General features: G+C 74.4%; 17 protein-coding genes and 2 pseudogenes. 3 read left to right on the top strand and 16 right to left on the bottom strand.

The features are described from left to right. The first annotated feature begins 5 nt into the window (after nucleotides 1-5). Nucleotides 6-728, top strand: coding sequence for an alpha/beta fold hydrolase (locus tag G7070_RS16245; protein ID WP_166234608.1), 723 nt, complete (start codon nucleotides 6-8; stop codon nucleotides 726-728). Here the strand turns inward: G7070_RS16245 and G7070_RS16250 are convergent. The 4 genes and pseudogenes from G7070_RS16250 to metH all read right to left on the bottom strand — a co-directional run. Further along, a pseudogene (locus tag G7070_RS16250) lies at nucleotides 707-1,609 on the bottom strand (tRNA (adenine-N1)-methyltransferase); the annotation flags it as partial. The gene G7070_RS16245 and the pseudogene G7070_RS16250 sit on opposite strands and share 22 nt — an antisense overlap. 23 nt (nucleotides 1,610-1,632) lie before the next feature. Beyond that, nucleotides 1,633-2,925, bottom strand: coding sequence for an ABC transporter substrate-binding protein (locus G7070_RS19075; RefSeq protein WP_246227170.1), 1,293 nt, complete (start codon nucleotides 2,923-2,925; stop codon nucleotides 1,633-1,635). A 174-nt stretch (nucleotides 2,926-3,099) separates the two neighbouring features. Continuing rightward, nucleotides 3,100-3,750 carry an HAD family hydrolase gene (locus tag G7070_RS16255; RefSeq protein ID WP_431977906.1) on the bottom strand — a complete coding sequence of 217 codons (651 nt, stop codon included), beginning with the start codon at nucleotides 3,748-3,750 and terminating at the stop codon, nucleotides 3,100-3,102. A gap of 65 nt (nucleotides 3,751-3,815) precedes the next feature. Continuing rightward, nucleotides 3,816-7,239: pseudogene (gene metH / locus G7070_RS16260) on the bottom strand (methionine synthase). Between the two features lie 164 nt (nucleotides 7,240-7,403). Here metH and G7070_RS16265 point away from each other — a divergent pair. Further along, nucleotides 7,404-8,180, top strand: coding sequence for a PAC2 family protein (locus G7070_RS16265; RefSeq protein WP_166234609.1), 777 nt, complete (start codon nucleotides 7,404-7,406; stop codon nucleotides 8,178-8,180). Nucleotides 8,181-8,195: 15 nt separating this feature from the next. Here G7070_RS16265 and G7070_RS16270 read toward each other — a convergent pair whose 3' ends face one another. The 3 genes from G7070_RS16270 to rpe are packed head-to-tail and all read right to left on the bottom strand — an operon-like array spanning nucleotide 8,196 to nucleotide 9,630. Then, entirely contained in the window at nucleotides 8,196-8,474 is a 279-nt protein-coding gene (locus G7070_RS16270; RefSeq protein ID WP_166234610.1) for a lysophospholipid acyltransferase family protein, read from the bottom strand. Further along, complete coding sequence (locus tag G7070_RS16275) at nucleotides 8,471-8,974, bottom strand: lysophospholipid acyltransferase family protein (protein ID WP_166234611.1); 504 nt, start codon at nucleotides 8,972-8,974, stop codon at nucleotides 8,471-8,473. The genes G7070_RS16270 and G7070_RS16275 overlap by 4 nt, the downstream gene beginning before the upstream one ends. After that, on the bottom strand, nucleotides 8,959-9,630 hold the full coding sequence (rpe, locus tag G7070_RS16280; protein ID WP_211198155.1) for a ribulose-phosphate 3-epimerase: 672 nt from the start codon (nucleotides 9,628-9,630) through the stop codon (nucleotides 8,959-8,961). Before rpe ends, G7070_RS16275 begins: the two co-directional genes overlap by 16 nt. A gap of 49 nt (nucleotides 9,631-9,679) precedes the next feature. On the opposite strand from rpe, the gene G7070_RS16285 reads away from it, so the two are divergent. Further along, on the top strand, nucleotides 9,680-10,312 hold the full coding sequence (locus G7070_RS16285) for a DUF998 domain-containing protein (protein ID WP_166234612.1): 633 nt from the start codon (nucleotides 9,680-9,682) through the stop codon (nucleotides 10,310-10,312). Here the strand turns inward: G7070_RS16285 and G7070_RS16290 are convergent. The 9 genes from G7070_RS16290 to mihF are packed head-to-tail and all read right to left on the bottom strand — an operon-like array spanning nucleotide 10,298 to nucleotide 18,205. Then, nucleotides 10,298-11,638, bottom strand: a complete 1,341-nt coding sequence (locus tag G7070_RS16290; RefSeq protein WP_431977960.1) for an RsmB/NOP family class I SAM-dependent RNA methyltransferase — start codon at nucleotides 11,636-11,638, stop codon at nucleotides 10,298-10,300. The genes G7070_RS16285 and G7070_RS16290 overlap by 15 nt on opposite strands. Then, nucleotides 11,635-12,543: a methionyl-tRNA formyltransferase gene (gene fmt / locus G7070_RS16295; RefSeq protein WP_166234614.1), complete on the bottom strand. Its 909-nt coding sequence runs from the start codon at nucleotides 12,541-12,543 to the stop codon at nucleotides 11,635-11,637. Before fmt ends, G7070_RS16290 begins: the two co-directional genes overlap by 4 nt. 17 nt (nucleotides 12,544-12,560) lie before the next feature. Continuing rightward, nucleotides 12,561-14,048, bottom strand: coding sequence for a hypothetical protein (locus G7070_RS16300; protein ID WP_246227172.1), 1,488 nt, complete (start codon nucleotides 14,046-14,048; stop codon nucleotides 12,561-12,563). Then, nucleotides 13,955-14,518 carry a primosomal protein N' family DNA-binding protein gene (locus tag G7070_RS19085; RefSeq protein ID WP_246227173.1) on the bottom strand — a complete coding sequence of 188 codons (564 nt, stop codon included), beginning with the start codon at nucleotides 14,516-14,518 and terminating at the stop codon, nucleotides 13,955-13,957. Before G7070_RS19085 ends, G7070_RS16300 begins: the two co-directional genes overlap by 94 nt. Before the next feature lie 30 nt (nucleotides 14,519-14,548). Beyond that, the gene (gene metK, locus G7070_RS16305; RefSeq protein WP_166234615.1) at nucleotides 14,549-15,739 is read right to left on the bottom strand and encodes a methionine adenosyltransferase; all 1,191 of its coding nucleotides are present in this window, start codon (nucleotides 15,737-15,739) and stop codon (nucleotides 14,549-14,551) included. A gap of 10 nt (nucleotides 15,740-15,749) precedes the next feature. Continuing rightward, the gene (gene coaBC / locus G7070_RS16310; protein WP_166234616.1) at nucleotides 15,750-16,970 is read right to left on the bottom strand and encodes a bifunctional phosphopantothenoylcysteine decarboxylase/phosphopantothenate--cysteine ligase CoaBC; all 1,221 of its coding nucleotides are present in this window, start codon (nucleotides 16,968-16,970) and stop codon (nucleotides 15,750-15,752) included. A gap of 10 nt (nucleotides 16,971-16,980) precedes the next feature. Continuing rightward, nucleotides 16,981-17,319 (bottom strand): DNA-directed RNA polymerase subunit omega, encoded by a 339-nt coding sequence (gene rpoZ, locus G7070_RS16315; protein WP_166234617.1) that lies wholly within the window; start codon nucleotides 17,317-17,319, stop codon nucleotides 16,981-16,983. A gap of 26 nt (nucleotides 17,320-17,345) precedes the next feature. After that, nucleotides 17,346-17,897, bottom strand: a complete 552-nt coding sequence (gene gmk / locus G7070_RS16320; protein ID WP_246227174.1) for a guanylate kinase — start codon at nucleotides 17,895-17,897, stop codon at nucleotides 17,346-17,348. Further along, the gene (mihF, locus tag G7070_RS16325; protein ID WP_166234618.1) at nucleotides 17,894-18,205 is read right to left on the bottom strand and encodes an integration host factor, actinobacterial type; all 312 of its coding nucleotides are present in this window, start codon (nucleotides 18,203-18,205) and stop codon (nucleotides 17,894-17,896) included. The genes gmk and mihF overlap by 4 nt, the downstream gene beginning before the upstream one ends. Nucleotides 18,206-18,232: the final 27 nt, after the last annotated feature.

The following is an 18,232-nucleotide window of genomic DNA, read 5'->3' on the forward strand; positions in this document are numbered from 1 at the left end:
GTCGCATGCACGTCACGCGCACGGGGAACGTCGACGGACCAGCGGTCCTGCTGCTGCACGGCGCCGGGGTCGCCGGCTGGATGTGGGAGCCGGTGGTGCGCCGGCTGACGGGGCTGCGGGTGAGCGTGCCCGACCTGCCCGGGCACGGGGCGAGCGCGTCCGCCCCCTTCCACGGCGTCGACGCCACGGTCGGAGCGCTGGCGCGGCTGCTGGACCGGCCCGCGGTCGTCGTCGGGTTCTCGTGGGGCGGCCAGCTCGCGGTGGCGCTGACGGCGCGGTTCCCCGAATTGGTCGCGGCGACGGTCGTCATCAGCTCGCTGGCCCGGCCCCTGGCGCTCGCGTCGCTGGTCGACCCGCTGTTCGCCGCGACGCTGCCCCTGGCCCGCTCGGCGCGCTTCGCCCGGCTGCAGGGGCGCGCCCTCGGCGTCCCGGACGCCCTGCTGGACCGCTACGTCGCGACGTCGGTGGGCGTCGACCCGGCGGCGCTGGCCGGCATCGTGGCGGCCAACAACCGGTTCACGATCCCCGCCGGCTGGGGCGAGGGCGCCGGCCCGGCGCTGCTCATCCACGGCGACGCCGAAGGGGGCGCGGTCCGCACCTCCGCCGCCGCGCTGCGCGCCGCCCGCCCGGGGAGCCGGGCCGCGGTGGTCGCCGGCGCGGCGCACGACGTGCCGTTCCGGGCGCCGGCGTGGCTCGCCGCGCAGGTTCAGTCGCTGGCGGGCTCCTGAGCCGCCACCTGCTCGGCGGTCGGGACCCACGGCGGGCGGGGGCCGTGGTAGTCGGCGCCGTACGCGCCCGGCGCGGGACGCCGACGCTTGCGCGGCGCGACCGCGCCCGGGGCGAGCCGGCGGGCGAACAGCAGGAAGCCGGTGTGGCCGCTGGTGCTGTGCCCCGGGCGGATCGCCAGCCCCTCGGCGTGCCAGTCCCGCGCGGTGTGCTCCTTCATGGCCGGCTCGGTGAAGCCGCCGTGGGTGCGCAGCGTGTCCGCGGTGCGGCCGAGCTGCGTCGTGGTGGCCACGTAGCAGCACAGCACGCCGCCGGGCACCAGTCTGTCGGCGACCGCGTCGATGCAGTCCCACGGCGCCAGCATGTCGAGGATGACCCGGTCGACCTCCTCGGGCCCGATCGCCTCGGCCAGGTCGCCGAGGCGGACCTCCCAGCAGTCGGGCTCCTCGCCGTAGAACGCGCGGACGTTGCGCCGGGCGACGTCGGCGAACTCGGGGCGCCGCTCGTAGCTGAACAGCTTCCCGGTCGGCCCGATGGCGCGCAGCATCGCGATCGACAGGGCGCCCGAGCCGACGCCCGCCTCCAGGACGCGCGCGCCCGGGAAGATGTCGGCCTGCATCAGGATGACGGCGGCGTCCTTGGGGTAGATCACCGCGGCCTCGCGCGGCATCGACACCATGATGTCGTGCATCAGCGGCCGGAAGACCAGGAACTGATCGCCGCCGATCGACGTCGCCACCGCGCCTTCGGGCCCGCCGATCAGGTCGTCGTGGCTGATGCCGCCCTTGGTGGTGTGGAACATGCCGCCGGCGCGCAGCACCACCGAGTGGCGGCGGCCCTTGGCGTCGCTGAGCGAGACGCGCTCGCCCTCGCGCAACGGTCCGGTGGTCGTGGGATAGAAGGTGCTCACGCGCGAAGGCTCCAAAGTCCGAGTTGCCAGGCAGGCCCGAACGGCTGCCCCTGCAGGCTGACGTCGGGGCCGAGAAGCATCGTCTCGGTCCCCAGCGACTGCGGCAGCACCGTCAGGTCGACGGCCGCCTGCTGCTGAATCTCCGCCAGGAGCGCCTCCCGGGTGGCGGCGTCCCCGGTCGAGCGGGCGTTGCGCACCAGCCCGTCCACCTTGGCCTGGGTCCCGGGCAGGGTGTCGTCCACGTAGGCCTGCAGCCACCCGAAGGCCGTGTTCACCCAGGCCGACCGGTCGGTGAGCACCAGGTCGGCGTCCGGGTTGTCGGGCTGCAGCAGCACCGACAGGCCCGCGCTCTCCTCGAGCCGGTCGCGGATCAGGCCGGCGAGGTCGCGCTGGCCGGGGGCCTTGGACGTGAAGCCGAGCGTCAGCCGCGGCCGCTGCCCCCCGATGTCGGGGATGGTCGCCTCGCCGCCGACCGGGAAGGACGGCACCGAGCCGGTCACCGTCGGCGGCACGATGGACGCCGCGCTGCGGTCGGCCTGCAGCGCGGCGGAGACGGCCGACCGCACCGCCTGGTCGTCGCGGTAGGGCGAGGCCGGGTTGAACACGAGCCGCTGCAGCCGGGTCTGCGGCAGCGGCACCCGCCGGAAGCCGGACTTGGTGGCGCCGCCGCCCTCGTTCATCTCGGTGGTCAGCCGCTCCATGGCGGCGGTCGACAGGCTCCGCCAGATCACGTCGGTGGTGCCCTCGACGACGGCCTGCTCGGCGGCCGCGCTGTCGGCGGCGAAGCTCAGCCGGATCTCGTCGATGGCGCCGGTCAGCGCGCCCTTGTACGCCTCGAAGCGCTCGAACACCAGGTGATCCTCGGCGGTCGTGACCAGCGCGTAGGTGCCCGAGCCGACCGCCTGGGCGTCCCGGGGGCGGACCGCGTCGGGGTCGTAGAGCTCCTCGTCGACGATGCCGGCCGCCGGGGTGGCGAGCGCGTAGCCGAACTGGGTGTCGGCGAACTTGAGCTCGAAGCGCACGGTCCGGTCGTCCACGACGTCGATGCGGTCGAGCGAGTCGAACAGCTGGATCGAGCTGCGGGGCACGTTGAGCCGGTAGGCGCGCTCGATGCTGAACTTCACGTCCGACGCCGTGAGCGCGTGCCCGTTGTGGAACGTGAGGCCGGTGGGGAGTTGGCACTCGTAGCTGGTGGGCGACGTGTAGAGGCAGTCGGTGGCCAGGTCGGGCTTGAGGTCGGCGCCGTCGGGGTGCACGACCATCAGCCGGCTGAACACGTTGAGGGCCACGATCGCGTCGGCCGCCGTGGTCGCGGCGGCGGGGTCGAAGGTCGCGGGCGCCTCGGTGGTGGTGACGGTGAAGGGCCGCTTCTCGGTCGGGGTGGGCGTGGGCGTCGGCGAGGGGGCGGCGCGGGGGTGGTGCAGCCGGCGAGCAGGACGCCGGCCAGCGCGACCGCGAGCGGTCTAGGCATCCCGCAGCTCGCGCCACAGGGCGGACGCGTCCTCCAGGCTCAGGCCGGCCAGCGTCGGCACGATGGCGCGCCGCGGGCCGGGCACGATGTCCTGCTCGAACGGGATGCCCAGCGCCGGCATCCCGGCGTTCTGCGCCGAGAGCGTCCCGGGGAAGGAGTCCTCCAGCGCCAGGCAGTCCAGGGGCGCGACCCCCAGGGCGGCGGCGGCGCGCAGGTACGGCTCGGGGTCGGGCTTGCCGCGGGCGACCTGGTCCCCGCCGACGACCACCGCGAAGCTGCCCGGCGGCAGCGACGCGACCACCGGGGTGAGCACCGAGGTGTACGACATGGACACCAGCGCGCAGGGGATGCCGGCCAGCCTGGCCTCCTCGAGCAGCTCGGCGGCGCCGGGCCGGAACGGGACGCCGTCCTCGACCATCGCCTCGAGCGCGTAGGAGTTCAGCACCTCGGCCCAGCGGGCCGCGTCGGCGTCGTCGCGTCCGGCGCGGCGCAGCAGCACCGCGGCGGCGTCGGTGAGGGCCAGCCCCACCATCTCGGCCGTCGCCGCGGCGTCCATCGGCTCGCCCCCAGCTCGGCGAGCAGCCGGGCCTCGGCGCGGTGCCAGGACGGCTCGGAGTCGACCAGGGTGCCGTCGAAGTCCCACAGCAGCGCCGCGGGGCGGGTCGGCTCCTGGGGGACGCGGGGGCGGTGAGGTGGGCGGGCGTGGCGTCAGCGGGCATTGAAGTACTTGGCCTCCGGGTGATGCACGACGAGGGCGTCGGTGGACTGTTCGGGATGCAGCTGCAGCTCCTCGCTCAGCATGACGCCGATGCGAGCGGGCTCCAGCAGCGCCACCAGCTTCGCACGATCCTCCAGGTCGGGGCAGGCGGGATAGCCGAAGCTGTACCGGGAGCCGCGGTAGGCCTGGTCGCGGATCATGGCGTCCACGTCGGCGTCCCCGGTCAGGCCGAGGTCCTCCCGGACGCGGGCGTGCCACATCTCCGCCAGCCCCTCGGTGAGCTGCACCGACAGCCCGTGCAGTTCAAGGTAGTCGCGGTAGGCGTCCGCGGCGAACAGCTTCGCGGTCTCCTGCGCGACGCGCGACCCCATGGTGACCAACTGGAACGCGATCACGTCGGGCCCCAGCTCGGCCGCCTCCTGCTCGTCGCGGAAGAAGTCGGCCAGGCACAGCCGGCGGTCGCGCGTCTGCCGCGGGAAGGTGAACCGGTGCAGCTCGCGGGCCGGATCCTCGGGCGCGCCGACGATGAGGGTGTTGCCTTCGGAGTGCACCGGCCAGTAGCCGTACGTCACCGCGAACTCGGCCAGGCCGTCGGTGGCGATCCGGTCGAGCCAGGAGCGCAGCCGCGGGATGCCCTCGGCCTCGACCAGCTCGTCGTAGGTCGCCCCGCCGCGGGAGCCGCGCAGGCCCCACTGGCCCATGAACGTGGCGCGGTGGTCGAGCCAGCCCGCGACGTCGGCCAGGGCGATGCCCTTCACGACGCGGCTGCCCCAGAACGGCGGCGTGGGCACGTCGACGCGGCGGGCCACGTCGGAGCGGGTGGTGTCCCAGATCGCCTGCTCGTCCTCGGGGGTGCGCTCCCTGGCCTTCACGCGGCGCTCGCGCGGCGCGGGCAGCGCGGCGGCGGTGCCCTTCTTGACCGCCATCACGGCGTCCATCAGCGACAGGCCCTCGAAGGCGTCGCGGGCGTAGCGGACCTCGCCGTCGAACATGCCGTTGAGGTCCTGCTCGACGTACGCGCGGGTCAGCGCGGCGCCGCCGAGCAGCACCGGCGTGTCCACCAGACCACGGGAGTTGAGTTCGGCGAGGTTGTCCCGCATCACGACCGTGGACTTCACGAGCAGCCCGGACATGCCGATCGCGTCGGCGTTGTGCGCCACCGCCGCCTCGATGATGGTGCCGACCGGCTGCTTGATGCCCAGGTTCACCACGGTGTAGCCGTTGTTGGTGAGGATGATGTCGACCAGGTTCTTGCCGATGTCGTGCACGTCGCCCTTCACCGTGGCGAGCACGATCGTGCCCTTGCCCTCGGTGTCGGACTTCTCCATGTGCGGCTCGAGGTGGGCCACCGACTTCTTCATCACCTCGGCCGAGGCGAGCACGAACGGCAGCTGCATCTGGCCCGAGCCGAACAGCTCCCCGACGGTCTTCATGCCGGCCAGCAGGTCGTCGTTGACGATGTCCAGGGCGGGTTTGAGGGTCAGCGCCTCGTCGAGGTCCTCGACCAGGCCCTTGTCGTCGGCGTCCACGATGCGGCGCTGCAGCCGCTCCCCCAGCGGCAGGGCGGCCAGCTCGGCGGCGCGCGCCTCCTTGGTGCTGGTGGTGGTGACGCCCTCGAACAGCTCCAGGAACTTCGCCAGCGGGTCGTAGCCCTCGCGGCGCCGGTCGTAGACCATGTCGAGCGCGACCTCGCGCTGCTCGTCGGGGATGCGGGCCATCGGCACGATCTTGGACGGGTGCACGATCGCGGAGCTGAGGCCCGCCTCGACGCACTCGTGCAGGAACACCGAGTTGAGCACCATCCGGGCGGCCGGGTTGAGCCCGAAGCTGACGTTGGAGACGCCGAGCGTGGTCTGCACGTCGGGGTACTTCGCCGTGATCTGCCGGATCGCCTCGATGGTCTCGATGCCGTCGCGGCGGGTCTCCTCCTGGCCGGTGCCGATCGGGAAGGTGAGGCAGTCGACGATGATGTCGGAGGTCTTCATGCCCCAGTCGTCCGTGAGCTGGCCGATGAGCCGCTCGGCGACCCGGACCTTCCACTCGGCGGTGCGGGCCTGGCCCTCCTCGTCGATGGTGAGGGCGACGACGGCGGCGCCGTGCTCCTTGACCATCGGCATCACCCGGCGGAACCGGGAGTCGGGGCCGTCGCCGTCCTCGAAGTTGACCGAGTTGATGATGCAGCGACCGGCGAAGCTCTCCAGGCCGGCCTCGATGACGGGCGGCTCGGTCGAGTCGAGCACCACCGGCAGAGTGACGGCGGTGTTGATCCGGGTGGCGAGCTCGCGCATGTCGGCCGCCCCGTCGCGTCCCACGTAGTCGACGCACAGGTCGATCAGGTGCGCGCCCTCGCGGGACTGGCCCTTGGCGATGTCGAGGCAGGCCTCCCAGTCGCCGGCGAGCATGGCCTCGCGGAACGCCTTGGAGCCGTTGGCGTTCGTGCGCTCGCCGATGCTCAGGTACGAGGTGTCCTGCCGCAGCGGGGTCTCGGCGTACAGGCTCGCGACGGTCGCGCCGCCCGACCCGGCCGTCGGGACCTCCCGGTCGGCCACCTCCCGGCCGCGGACGGCCTCGACGAGCTGCCGGATGTGCTCGGGGTGGTGCCGCAGCAGCCGCCCACGACGCTCAGGCCGAACTCGGTGGCGTAGCCCGCCATCGCGGCGGTGAAGCCCTCGGGGCCCAGCGGGTAGCGGGCGCCGTCGGCGGTGAGCTCCGGCAGGCCCGCGTTGGGCATGCAGCCGACGCCGATGCGCGCGAACCGGCTCAGGTGGCGCAGGTGCTCGCTCATCTCGGCGGGCCCGGTCGAGCAGTTGAGGCCCAGCACGTCGATGCCCAGGGGCTCCAGAGCGGCCAGAGCGGCGCCGATCTCCGAGCCCAGCAGCATCGTGCCGTTGGTCTCGATCGAGACGTTGACGAGCACCGGGACCTCGCGGCCGACCTCGGCCATCGCGCGGCGGGAGCCCTGCACGGCCGCCTTGACCTGCAGCAGGTCCTGGCAGGTCTCGATCTGAACGGCGTCGATGCCGCCCCGCAGCATGGCCGCCACCTGCGTGCCGTAGGCGGCCCGCAGCTCGCGGAAGCCGATGTGGCCCAGGCTCGGCAGCTTCGTGCCGGGCCCGACCGAGCCGAACACCCAGCGGGGGCGGTCGGGGGTCGAGGCGGCGTCGGCGGCACGGCGGGCGATCGCGGCGCCCGCCTCGGCGAGTTCGGCGATGCGCTCGGGGATGTCGTACTCCCCAGCGCCGAGAGGTTGGCGCCGAACGTGTTGGTCTCCACGGCGTCCGCGCCGGCCTCGAGGTAGGCCGTGTGGATGGCCTCCACCACGTCGGGCCGGGTCACGTTGAGCACCTCGTTGCAGCCCTCCAGGCCGTCGAAGTCCTCCAGGCTGAGGTCGAAGCCCTGCAGCATCGTCCCCATGCCGCCGTCGGTGACGATGACTCGGTGGTTCAGGGCGCTGCGCAGGTCGGGATTCACCGGGCAAGGATAGGCGATCTGGGCGGCGGCCCCGGGCGTGTGACCGGTTACCGGGCAGCGGTCGCCGCGCGCCGGGGCCGCCGCGGCACGTGGCTAGACTCGCGGGCATGTCCGCGCTCACCGATCTCCGCCGCCCGGTGGTCGTGTTCGCCTTCAGCGGGTGGAACGACGCCGGCGACGCCGCCACGGGGGTCGTCGACCACCTCAGCGACGTGTACGACACCGACTACGGCTTCTCCCTGGACGCCGACGAGTACTACGACCTCACCCAGAACCGCCCCGTGGTCGTCCGCGAGGGCGACCACCGCACGGTGCAGTGGGCCACCACCGAAGTGCTGATCGCCCACCTGGGCGAGCGCGACGTGGTGCTCGTCAACGGGCCCGAGCCGAACTTCCGGTGGCGGGGGTTCAGCGCCGCGCTGGTCTCGGCGTTCCGCTCCATCAAGCCCGAACGGGTGATCGCGATGGGCGCGATGCTCGCCGACGCCCCGCACAGCCGCGCGGTCCCGATCTCCGAGGACGGCACCGACTACGTCGGTCCCAGCGGCATCGTGGGCCTGCTGGCCTCCGCGTGCGCCGACGCCGGGCTGAACGTCACCACGCTGTGGGCGTCCGTGCCCCACTACGTGTCCGACCCGCCCAACCCCAAGGCGACGCTGGCGCTCATCAGCCGGCTGGAGGAGTTTCTCGACGAACCCGTCGACCACGGCGACCTGGCCGCCGCCGCGGCGCTGTGGGAGACCCGCGTGGACGAACTCGTCTCCGAGGACGTCGACATCGTCGAGTACGTGCGCGAGCTCGAGTCCCGCTACGACACCGCCGAGGCGACCGGCGAGGAGATCGCCCAGCAGTTCGAGCGCTACCTGCGTCGCCGGGAATCCTGACGGCCGGGGCCCGGTTCAGCGGGCCCGCGGCACCCGCTGCTTGAGCTTGTGGTCCCACACGTCGGCCGGGGCGACCTCGCCGCGCAGCCGCTCCACCAGCACCGTCACCGCCGCCATGATGCGGTCGGTCGCGATCCGCATCGCTTCGGGGTCCTCCGCCCGGCCGTAGAGGTCGCTCAGGTCGACCGGCGGACCGCTGACGACCCGCACGGTGCGCCTGGGGCGCAGCCGCGGGAAGGTGAGCCGGCGCCCGGGCATCACCTCGTGCGTCCCCCACTGTGCCACCGGGATCACGGGGCGTGCGTCGCGAGCGCCAGCCGGGCGACGCCGGTGCGGCCACGCTGCGGCCACAGCTGCGGGTCGTGCGTCCGGCCGCCCTCGGGGTAGATCGCCACCAGCTCGCCCTGGGCGAGCGCGGCCAGGGCGTGGACGAGGGCGTCCTTGGCTCGGTCGGTGCCGCGCTCGACGGGGATCTGCCGGCAGCGCCGGGCCAGCCAGGCGATCCCGGGGATCTTCCACAGCTCGGCCTTGCCGATGTAGCGCGGCCAGCGTCCCGACCAGATCAGGTAGCGGCCCACGGCGAGCACGTCGGCGTAGCTCACGTGGTTCGACACGACGATCGCGGGGCCGGTCGCGGGGATCGAGGCGGCGTCGTCCCACTCCTCGGCGACCGCCGCCCGCATCAGCGCGCCCACGAACTGGCCCAGGTGCCGGTAGGTGGGCTTCTCGCCGGGCGGCGTCGGGGTGGTCAGCGGGGCGGCGCTGCGCTCGCGCCCGGTCAGTGCGCCGGGCACCGGGCACCCGCCTGCGCCGCCAGGCCACGGACCATGGCGTCGGGGTCCTCGGCCCGGAAGACCGCCGAGCCGGCCACGAAGACGTTCGCGCCCGCATCGATGCACTGGTCCAGCGTGGACTCCGCGACGCCGCCGTCCACCTGGATCCAGATGTCCTGGCCGGTGCGCGCCACGATCTCGCGGGTGCGCCTGATCTTGGGCAGCATGTCGGCCAGGAAGGACTGGCCGCCGAAGCCGGGGTCGACGGTCATGATCAGCACCATGTCGAACTCGGTGATGAAGTCGGCCAGCGGCTCGATCGGCGTCTGCGGCCGCAGCCCCACCGCCGCCTTCGACCCCAGGCCGCGCAGGGTGCGCGCCGTCCTGATCGGGGCGTCGGAGGCCTCGATGTGGAACGTGACGGACTCGCAGCCGAGCTCCGCGTAGGCGGGGGCGAACCGGTCCGCGTCGGTGATCATCAGGTGGATGTCGAGGAACCGGTCCGGGTGCGCGGCCCGGATGCTCTCGATCACGGGCAGCCCGATGGTCAGGTTCGGGACGAAATGGTTGTCCATCACGTCCAGGTGGACGCCGTCGGCGCTGGGGATGCGGCGGATCTCGTCGTCCAGGCGCGCCAGGTCGGCGTTCAGGATGCTCGGGTGGATGCGGTGCGACACGCCGCAGACTCTAGCCGAGCGGGGGTGTCGCCAGGCAGGGTGGATCATCATGCCCGATCACCCCGCGAGCACACCCGTCCGACTCGGCGCCCTGCTGTGGCTGCTGCTGCCCCTCACCGTCGCCGCGGAGGTCGTGGCCGCCGCGGCGTGGCCGGGCTACGACCCCTTCGCCCTGACGATCAGCGACCTCGGCGCCACCACGTGCGTGACCCTGGACTACCCGGCGGGTCCCGTCGACGTCTGCTCGCCCCGGCACGCCCTGGTCAACGCGTCCTTCGTGGCGGGCGGCCTGGCGCTGGGGACCGGCGCCCTGCTGCTGCGTCCGACGCTCGGCACCGGCGGCTCCGCCACGGCGGCGCTGGTGCTGTTCCTGCTGGCCGGCGCCTCCTGGGGCGCCGCGGGCGTCGTGCCCGTGGACGCCGACCTGACCCTGCACGCGGCGCTGGCCTTCCCCGCGTTCTGCGCCCAGTCGGCCGCGCTGGTCGTCCTGGGCCGCAGCCGCGACCGCTTCGGGTTCGGGACGCTGCGGGTCGGCCTGCTCACCCTGCTGGCGACCATCGCCACCCTGGTGTTCGCGGGCTCGGGCTACCTGGGCGGCCTCGAGCGGCTGGCGCAGTACCCCGTGCTGGCCTGGCTGGCCTGGCACGGCGTCCGGACGCTGCGGGCCTCAGCCGACGCGTAGCAGGGCGCAGAACATCGCGTCGGTGCCGTGCCGGTGCGGCCACAGCTGCAGGTAGGGCCCCAGGGTGGCGTCGGGGACCCCCGGCAGGGCGGCCGGCGCGTCCAGGACGGTCACGTCGTCGCGCCCCGCGAGCACCGCGTCCAGGACGCCGACGGTCTCGGCGCGGTGCGGCGAGCAGGTGACGTAGGCCACAACGCCCCCGGGAGCCGCGCTGTCGAGCGCGGTCCGCAGCAGTGCCTGCTGCAGCGGCACGAGGTCGGCCAGATCCTTCTCGGTGCGCCGCCAGCGCGCCTCGGGTCGCCGGCGCAGCGCGCCCAGCCCGGTGCAGGGCACGTCGGCGATCACGCGGGCGAAGGCGCCGGCGGGCCAGGCCGGCCGGGTGCCGTCCGCGGCGATGACCGCCGGGGCGAGCGGGCCGGCGTAGGCGCGCAGGGCCCGCGCCACGAGCTCGGCGCGGTGCGGTTGCCGCTCGGAGGCCAGCAGCCGCGTCCCGGCCTCGATCGCCACGCCGGCGAGCAGGGCGGCCTTGCCGCCCGGGCCGGCGCACAGGTCGAGCCACGGCCCCGCCGGCGCGTCGGGGGCCGCGAGCGCGGCGACCACGAGTTGGCTGCCCTCGTCCTGGACGCCCGCCCGGCCCTGGGCCACCGCCTCGACGTCGCCGGGGTTGCCCGCGCGGCGCGCCCCCCACGGCGAGTGCGCCGTGGGTTCGCCGCCGAGTTCGGCGCGCGCCGCCAGCCCCGGACGCACGACCAGGGTGGTCACGGGCGCCACGTTGTTGGCGGCCAGCGCGGCCTCGGCCTCCGCGCCGAGCAGGTCGCGGTAGGCGGCCGCGATCCAGCGCGGGTGGTGCGTCCGCAGCGCCAGGGCGCCGAGTTCGTCCTCGCCGCGCGCCAGCTCGGCGATCCAGCCGTCGAGGTCGCGGGCGGCGACCTTGCGCAGCACGGCGTTGGTGAGCCCGGCGACCTTCTCCCCCACCTCCGCGGCGGCGAGGTCGACGGTGGCCCCGACCGCGGCGTGGGTCGGGACGCGCATCGACAGCAGTTGGTGGGCGCCCAGGCGCAGCGCGTCGGCCAGCGGCGCCTCGAAGCCGCGGCGTCCCGAGGCGGCGGCCAGCACCCGGTCGTAGGTACCGGACAGCCGGCTGGTTCCGGCGACGAGCTCGGTCACGAACGCGGCGTCGCGCGGCTCCAGGTCCGCGCCGTCGAGCGCGCGGCCGAGTTCCAGGTTGGCGTAGGCGCCGTCCTCGGCGACCGCGCGCAGGACGCGGTAGGCGATCCGGCGCGGCTGGTCGGGGCGGCGCCGGCGCAGCCTGCGGTTCGGCATCAGCCGAGCCTGGCTTCGCCGCGCAGCCCGCGGCCCCAGTCGGGCCCCGCCATCGGCTTCCTGCCCTGCGGCTGCACCGTCAGCAGTTCCAGCGCGCCGGCGCCGGTGCCCACCAGGACGCGGCGCTTCTCGGCCCGGACCGCGCCCGGCTCGAGCGCCTCGTCGACGGCGCGGGCCAGCAGCACCTTGAGCCGCTCCTGCCCCAGCATCGTCCACGCGACGGGGTTGGGGTTCGCCCCGCGGATCAGGCGGTCGAGCTCGACCGCGGGCCGGCTCCAGTCGAGCCGCACCTCGTCGGGTTCGACCTTCGGTGCCAGGGTGACGCCGGCGTCCGGCTGGGGCGTGGGCTCGGCGGTGGCCAGGGCGTCGATGGTGCGCACGAGCAGGTCCGCCCCGGACGCGGCGAGCGTGTCCAGCACCGCCCCCGCGGTCTCGGTGCCATCCAGGGGCAGCGTCACCCGCCCGAACGTCGGCCCGGCGTCCAGTTCCCGGACGAGGCGGAAGGCCGTCGCCCCGGTCTCGGCGTCGCCGGCCATGAGGGCGCGTTGGACCGGCGCGGCCCCGCGCCAGCGCGGCAGCAGCGAGAAGTGCAGGTTGATCCAGCCGTGGCGCGGGATGTCCAGGACGCGCTGGGGCACGAGCGCCCCGTAGGCGACCACCGGGCAGGCGTCGGGGGCGAGCTCGGTCAGCGCCGCGACGAAGTCCTCCTCGCGCGGGTGGGCCGGCTTGAGCACCGGCAGCCCCGCGTCCTGGGCGAACGCGCCGACGGCGCTGGGCAGCAGCCTGCTGCTGCGGCCGCGCGCGGCGTCGGGGCGGGTGACGACGGCCACCACCTCGTGCTGGGAGGCGAGCAGCGCCTCCAGGGCGGGAAGGGCGACGGCCGGGGTTCCGGCGAAGACGAGACGCACGGGGCCACCCTAGGCGATCACCCGACGGCCTGCGGATCGACCCTCAGGCGCACCGCCCCCGGCGCCTTGCGCGCCGACCGCTCGGCCAGGAGCGTCCGCATGCCGCGCACCAGCCCGGCGCCCTCGGCGGGCGGGCAGCGGACCGTGAGCCGCCACGACTCGTCGTCCAGCGGGATGGGGCCGAAGTGCTCCGCGCCGGGCACGGGGCGCCACGCCGCCTCGGCGTCCTCCAGGGCCGCGCGGGGGCCCTCCAGCACCACCAGGCGGGCCGCCGGGGGGAACCGGGTCTGCACCCGCTCGGTGAGCTCGCGCGCCGCCGCCCCCGCCGGGTCGAGCCGGACGAGGGCCTGCACGGGACGCTCCGCCGCGTCCCCGACGACCAGGACAGTGCCGCCGGTCTCGCCGGGCCGCACCAGGGACGCGGCCTCCAGCCAGCGTCGCAGCGCCTCCTCCCCGGCGCGCAGGTCGGGTCGCGCCAGCATCACGCCGGCGTCCAGCAGCACCGCTGCGGCGTAGCCCGCCTCGGGGATCGGCTCCGCGCCCGGGGTCGCGAGCACCAGCGCCGACTCGGCGCCCACTGCGTCCACCCGGCGGCCGCCCCACGACTGCACGACCCGGGTCTGCGGGAAGGCCCGCCCGAGTTCCTCGGCGGTGCGGGTGACGCCGACCTGGGGAGCGCGCAGCCGGGTGCCGCCGCACTCCGCGCAGCGCCAGGGCCCCGGCAGTGGGCCGCACGAGGGGCAGGTCAGGCGCATCTCCCCCGCCGCGCGCTCCCCGCGCAGCGGCTGGCCGCAGCGCGGGCAGTCGGCCGGGGCGCGGCAGGCCTGGCACGCGAGCCGGGGCGCGTAGCCGGCGCGCGGCACCTGCACGAGCACGGGCCCCTGGGAGAGCCCCGCGCGGATCGTGGCGAACACCTCGTGGGGCAGCCGGGCGGCGCGGGCGTTCGGGTCCCGCTCCAGGGCGCGGTCGCTGTCCACCGCCACCTTGACGGCCGGACCGATCCGCCGCGCCTGCTGCGCGGGCAGGGCGAGCGGCACCAGCCAGCCCCGGGCCAGCAGCGCCTCCACCTCGGCCGTGCGCCCGTAGCCGGCCACCAGCAGCCCGGACGCCTCGCGCGACGCCCGCAGGGCGGCCACCTCCCGGGCGTGAGGGTAGGGCGCCCGCGGCTCGGCGTAGGCGTCGTTCCCCTCGTCCCACACCGCGATCAGGCCGAGGTCGGGCAGCGGCGCGTACACCGCCGCGCGGGTGCCCAGCACCAGGCGCACGTCGCCGCGCGCGGCCGCGAGGAAGTTGCGGTACCGGGTCGCCGGCCCCAGCTCGGCGGTGAGGGTGACGAAGCTCCCGTCCCCGAACTGCTCGGTCGCGCGGGCCTCCAGCGCGGCGAGCGCCGTGGCGTCGGGCACCATCAGGATCACCGAGCGACCGCCGCCCAGGGACGCCGCGGCGGCGTCCAGCAGGCCGCCGGCCCAATCCCCGGGGGCGCGAACACCGCCACCGGGTTCCACGCCGCCCGGACGCCCTCGCCGGCGGCCAGCGCCGCCAGGAACCGCTCGCCGCCGGGGTAGCCGGGCAGCACAGGGGCGGCCCGTTCGGTGCGGGGCGCGGGCCGCGTCGGGCGGGCGGCCTTCTCGGAGGTGGCGTGCCGCGGCGGCACCGCCAGGCGCACGACGTCGGAGAAGGTGCCGCCCCAGTGGTCGGCGACGGCGCGCACGAGCCCGGCGACCGCCGGGGTGAGGACGACCTCGGGCGAGATCACCCGCTCCAGGTCGGCCGGGGCGGCGACGTCGGTCGCGTGGTCGACGGCCATCACGTAGCCGTCGCGCAGCTTGCCCGCGAACCGCACCCGCACCCGGACGCCCGGGGCGACCTCGGCGGCCTGCGCCGGGGTCACCGCGTAGTCGAAGACCCGGTCCAGGTGCGGCAACGGCACGTCGACCGCCACGTGGGCGATCAGCGGCGCGTCCGGGGTCGTCATGGCCCCGATCCTAGGAGCCGGCTCGGACGCTCAGCCCCGGACGGCCGCGGCCAGCGCCTCGGCCCGATCCGTGCGCTCCCACGTCATGGCGGGCAGCTCGCGGCCGAAGTGGCCGTAGTTGGTGATCTGGGAGTAGATCGGGCGCAGCAGGTCCAGGTCGCGGATGATGGCGGCCGGTCGCAGATCGAACGTGGCCAGCACGGCCGCGTTGATCTGCTCCAGCGGCACCTTCTCGGTCCCGAAGCACTCGGTGTAGAAGCCGACGGGGTGCGCGCGGCCGATCGCGTAGGCGACCTGCACCTCGCACCGGTCCGCCAGGCCCGCGGCCACGACGTTCTTGGCGACCCACCGCATCGCGTAGGCGGCGGAGCGGTCCACCTTGGACGGGTCCTTGCCCGAGAACGCGCCGCCGCCGTGGCGGGCCATGCCCCCGTAGGTGTCGACGATGATCTTGCGGCCGGTCACGCCGGCGTCGCCCATGGGGCCGCCGATGACGAACTTGCCGGTGGGGTTCACGAAGGTGCGGTGGCCCTCCGAGGCGATGTCGTAGCGGGCCAGCACCGGGTCGATGACGAGCCGGGTCACGGCGTCCTTGACCAGGCCCTCGCTCCAGGCCCGCTCGGTGTGCTGCGTGGAGACCACGACGGTGTCGACGCGCACGGGGCGGTCGCCGTCGTACTCGATGGTGACCTGGGTCTTGCCGTCGGGCAGCACCCAGTCGAGCTCGCCGGTCTTGCGGACCTCGGAGAGGCGCTCCGACAGCCGGTGGGCGATGTCGATCGGCAGCGGCATCAGCGTGGGGGTGTCGGTGCAGGCGTAGCCGAACATCAGGCCCTGGTCGCCGGCGCCCTGCCGGTCGAGCGCGTCGGTGCCGCCGCCCTCGCGGACCTCCTCGGCCAGGTCGACGCCCTGGGCGATGTCGGGGCTCTGGTTGCCCAGCGACACCAGGACGCCGCAGCTCTTGCCGTCGAACGACGCGCCGGCGTGGTCGTACCCGATGGACAGGATCCGCTCGCGCGCGATCCCGGAGATGTCGGCGTACGCCTCGGTGGACACCTCGCCGGCGACGACGACGGTGCCGGTGGTCACCAGGGTCTCCACCGCGACGCGGCTGTTGACGTCCTGGGCGAGCAGGGCGTCCAGCACGGCGTCGCTGACGGAGTCGGCGACCTTGTCCGGATGTCCCTCGGTGACGGATTCCGAGGTGAACAGACGGGTCACGGATTTCCTCCTACGAATGGATGCCGACGACAGCGTCCCAGATGCGGTGCGCGATCGCGGCCTTGTCTCCGCTGGCGGTCAACACCACCTGATCAGGGGCGATGATCGTCACGGAGTTGTCGGGGCTGCCGAAGACGGCACCGCCCGACACGTTGTTGAGCACGAGCAGGTCGCAGCCCTTGCGGGCGAGCTTGGCGCGTCCCAGCTCGAGCAGGTGGGCCTCGTCGTCGGCGGTCTCGGCGGCGAAGCCGACGATGACCTGCCCGGCGGGGCCGGCGCCGGACGCCGACAGTGCGGCGAGCACGTCGGTGGTCTCGGTCAGGCGGAGCTCGAGCGTGCCCGAGCCGTCCTTCTTGATCTTGCCGTCCGCCACTCGCTCGGGGGTGAAGTCCGCGGCCGCGACGGCCATGACCAGCGCGTCCGCGGTCGGCTGCAGGGCGAGCATCGCCTCGGCCAGTTCGGCGGTGGAGCCCACGCGGACGACGTCGGCGCCGCTGGGCACCGGCTCGGTGATGTGGGCGGCCACCAGCGTGACGCGCGCGCCGCGCAGGGCGGCGGTGCGGGCCAGCGCGACGCCCTGGCGTCCGCTGCTCGCGTTGCCCAGGAAGCGCACGGGGTCCAGTTGCTCGCGGGTCCCGCCGGCGCTGATGACCACGTGCCGGCCGGCCAGATCGCGCGCGCGGACCGCGGCGACGGCGTCCTCGTCCCCCAGCAGGGAGGCGACGACCGCCTGGATGTCGTGCGGCTCGGGCAGGCGTCCTGGGCCGGAGTCGGCGCCGGTGAGGCGGCCGTCGGCCGGATCCATGACGAGCGCGCCGCGCCCCCGCAGGGTCGCGACGTTCGCCTGGGTGGCGGGGTGCAGCCACATCTCGGTGTGCATCGCCGGCACGAACAGCACCGGGCAGCGCGCCGTGAGCAGCACGTTGGTGAGCAGGTCGTCGGCCCGCCCGGACGCCGCCCGCGCGAGCAGGTCGGCGGTGGCGGGGGCCACCACGACGAGGTCGGCCTGCTGGCCGATCCGGACGTGGGGCACGTCCTCGACGCCGCCGAAGACGCCGGTGCGCACCGGGTGCCCCGAGAGGGCCTCCCAGGTGGTGGCACCGACGAACTCCAGCGCGTTCGGGGTGGGCACGACCGTGACGTCGTGCCCGGACTCGCTCAGGCGCCGCAGCAACTCGCACGCCTTGTAGGCGGCGATGCCGCCGGCGACGCCCAGGACGATGCGGCTCACGCCGGCCCGCTCAGGCCAGGTCGTCGGGGGCGAAGGGGTCGACGCCGAAGTCGGGGTCGGCCTCCGCCTCGGCGCGCGCGGCGGCCTCGGCCTCGGGGTCGATCTCGTTGCACTCCAGCACGTCGGCGGAGATCTCGCGCAGCGCGATCGTCAGGGGCTTCTCCTGCACGGTCGTCTCGACCAGGGGCCCGACGTTCTCCAGCAGGCCTTCGCCCAGCTGGCTGTAGTAGGCGTTGATCTGGCGCGCCCGCTTGGCGGCGAACAGGACCAGACGGTACTTGGAATCGACCTTGCTCAGCAGATCATCGATCGGAGGGTTGGTGATCCCCTCAGGAACATGGGTGCTCAACGTCCACCTTCTGTTGCGTCTCGAGGTTACAAACTCAAGAAGTCTACCAGTTCGGCGACGGCCCTGTTCACATCGTCGTTCACGATGATCCGATCGAACTCCTCGGCCGCCGCCAGCTCGACCTTCGCGGTCTCCAGCCGGCGCTCCACCTGGTCGGGGGTCTCGGTGCCGCGGCCCTCGAGCCGCTCGACGAGGGTGTCCCAGTCGGGCGGGGCGATGAACACGAACTGCGCCGAGGGCAGGCGGTCGCGGACCTGGCGGGCGCCCTGCAGGTCGATCTCGAGGATCGCCGGGCGGCCCGCCGCCTGGGTCGCGAACACGGGCGCCGACGGCGTCCCGTAACGGTGCTTGCCGTGGACGGTCGCCCACTCCAGCAACCCGTTCTCCGCGATGAGCTGCTCGAATTCATCCACCGAGCGGAACAGGTAGTGGACGCCGTCCACCTCGCCGGGTCGGGGCGGGCGTGTCGTCGCCGACACGCTCACCCAAACCTCGGGATGGAGCTTTCGCAATTGCCGCACCACGGTTCCCTTGCCGACGCCCGCGGGCCCCGAAATAACCGTGATGCGTGCCGTCACTTGAATTCAGCCTTCAGGCCCGCCACCTGGTGACGGCCGAGGCCGCGAATGCGACGGTTCGGGGCGATGTCGAGCTTCTCCATGACGGCCGTGGCGCGCTTCTCCCCCACACGCGGGAGCGACTTGAGAAGGTCGACGACCTTCACGTGAGCGAGCACGTCATCGCCGGCGGCCTCGTCGAGAGCCTCCGAGAGGGACAGTGCCCCGGTTCGGACCTTGGCCTTCAACTCGGCTCGGACGCGCCGCGCCTGGGTGGCGGCCGCGCGGGCGGCCTGGAGTTGTTCGGTGGTCAACTGCGGAATGGACACTTATTTCTCCAACGTTCGGAGGGACTC

It is taken from the genome of Propioniciclava coleopterorum (assembly GCF_011393335.1).
Taxonomy (GTDB): Bacteria; Actinomycetota; Actinomycetes; order Propionibacteriales; family Propionibacteriaceae; genus Propioniciclava; species Propioniciclava coleopterorum.

What these genes read in the sequence shown, in the direction of transcription:
- G7070_RS16245 (WP_166234608.1), top strand. Translation starts at nt 6, where the DNA reads ATGCACGTCACGCGCACGGGGAACGTCGACGGACCAGCGGTCCTGCTG.
- G7070_RS16265 (WP_166234609.1), top strand. Translation starts at nt 7,404, where the DNA reads ATGTCCGCGCTCACCGATCTCCGCCGCCCGGTGGTCGTGTTCGCCTTC.
- G7070_RS16285 (WP_166234612.1), top strand. Translation starts at nt 9,680, where the DNA reads ATGCCCGATCACCCCGCGAGCACACCCGTCCGACTCGGCGCCCTGCTG.
- G7070_RS19085 (WP_246227173.1), bottom strand. Translation starts at nt 14,518, where the DNA reads ATGACGACCCCGGACGCGCCGCTGATCGCCCACGTGGCGGTCGACGTG.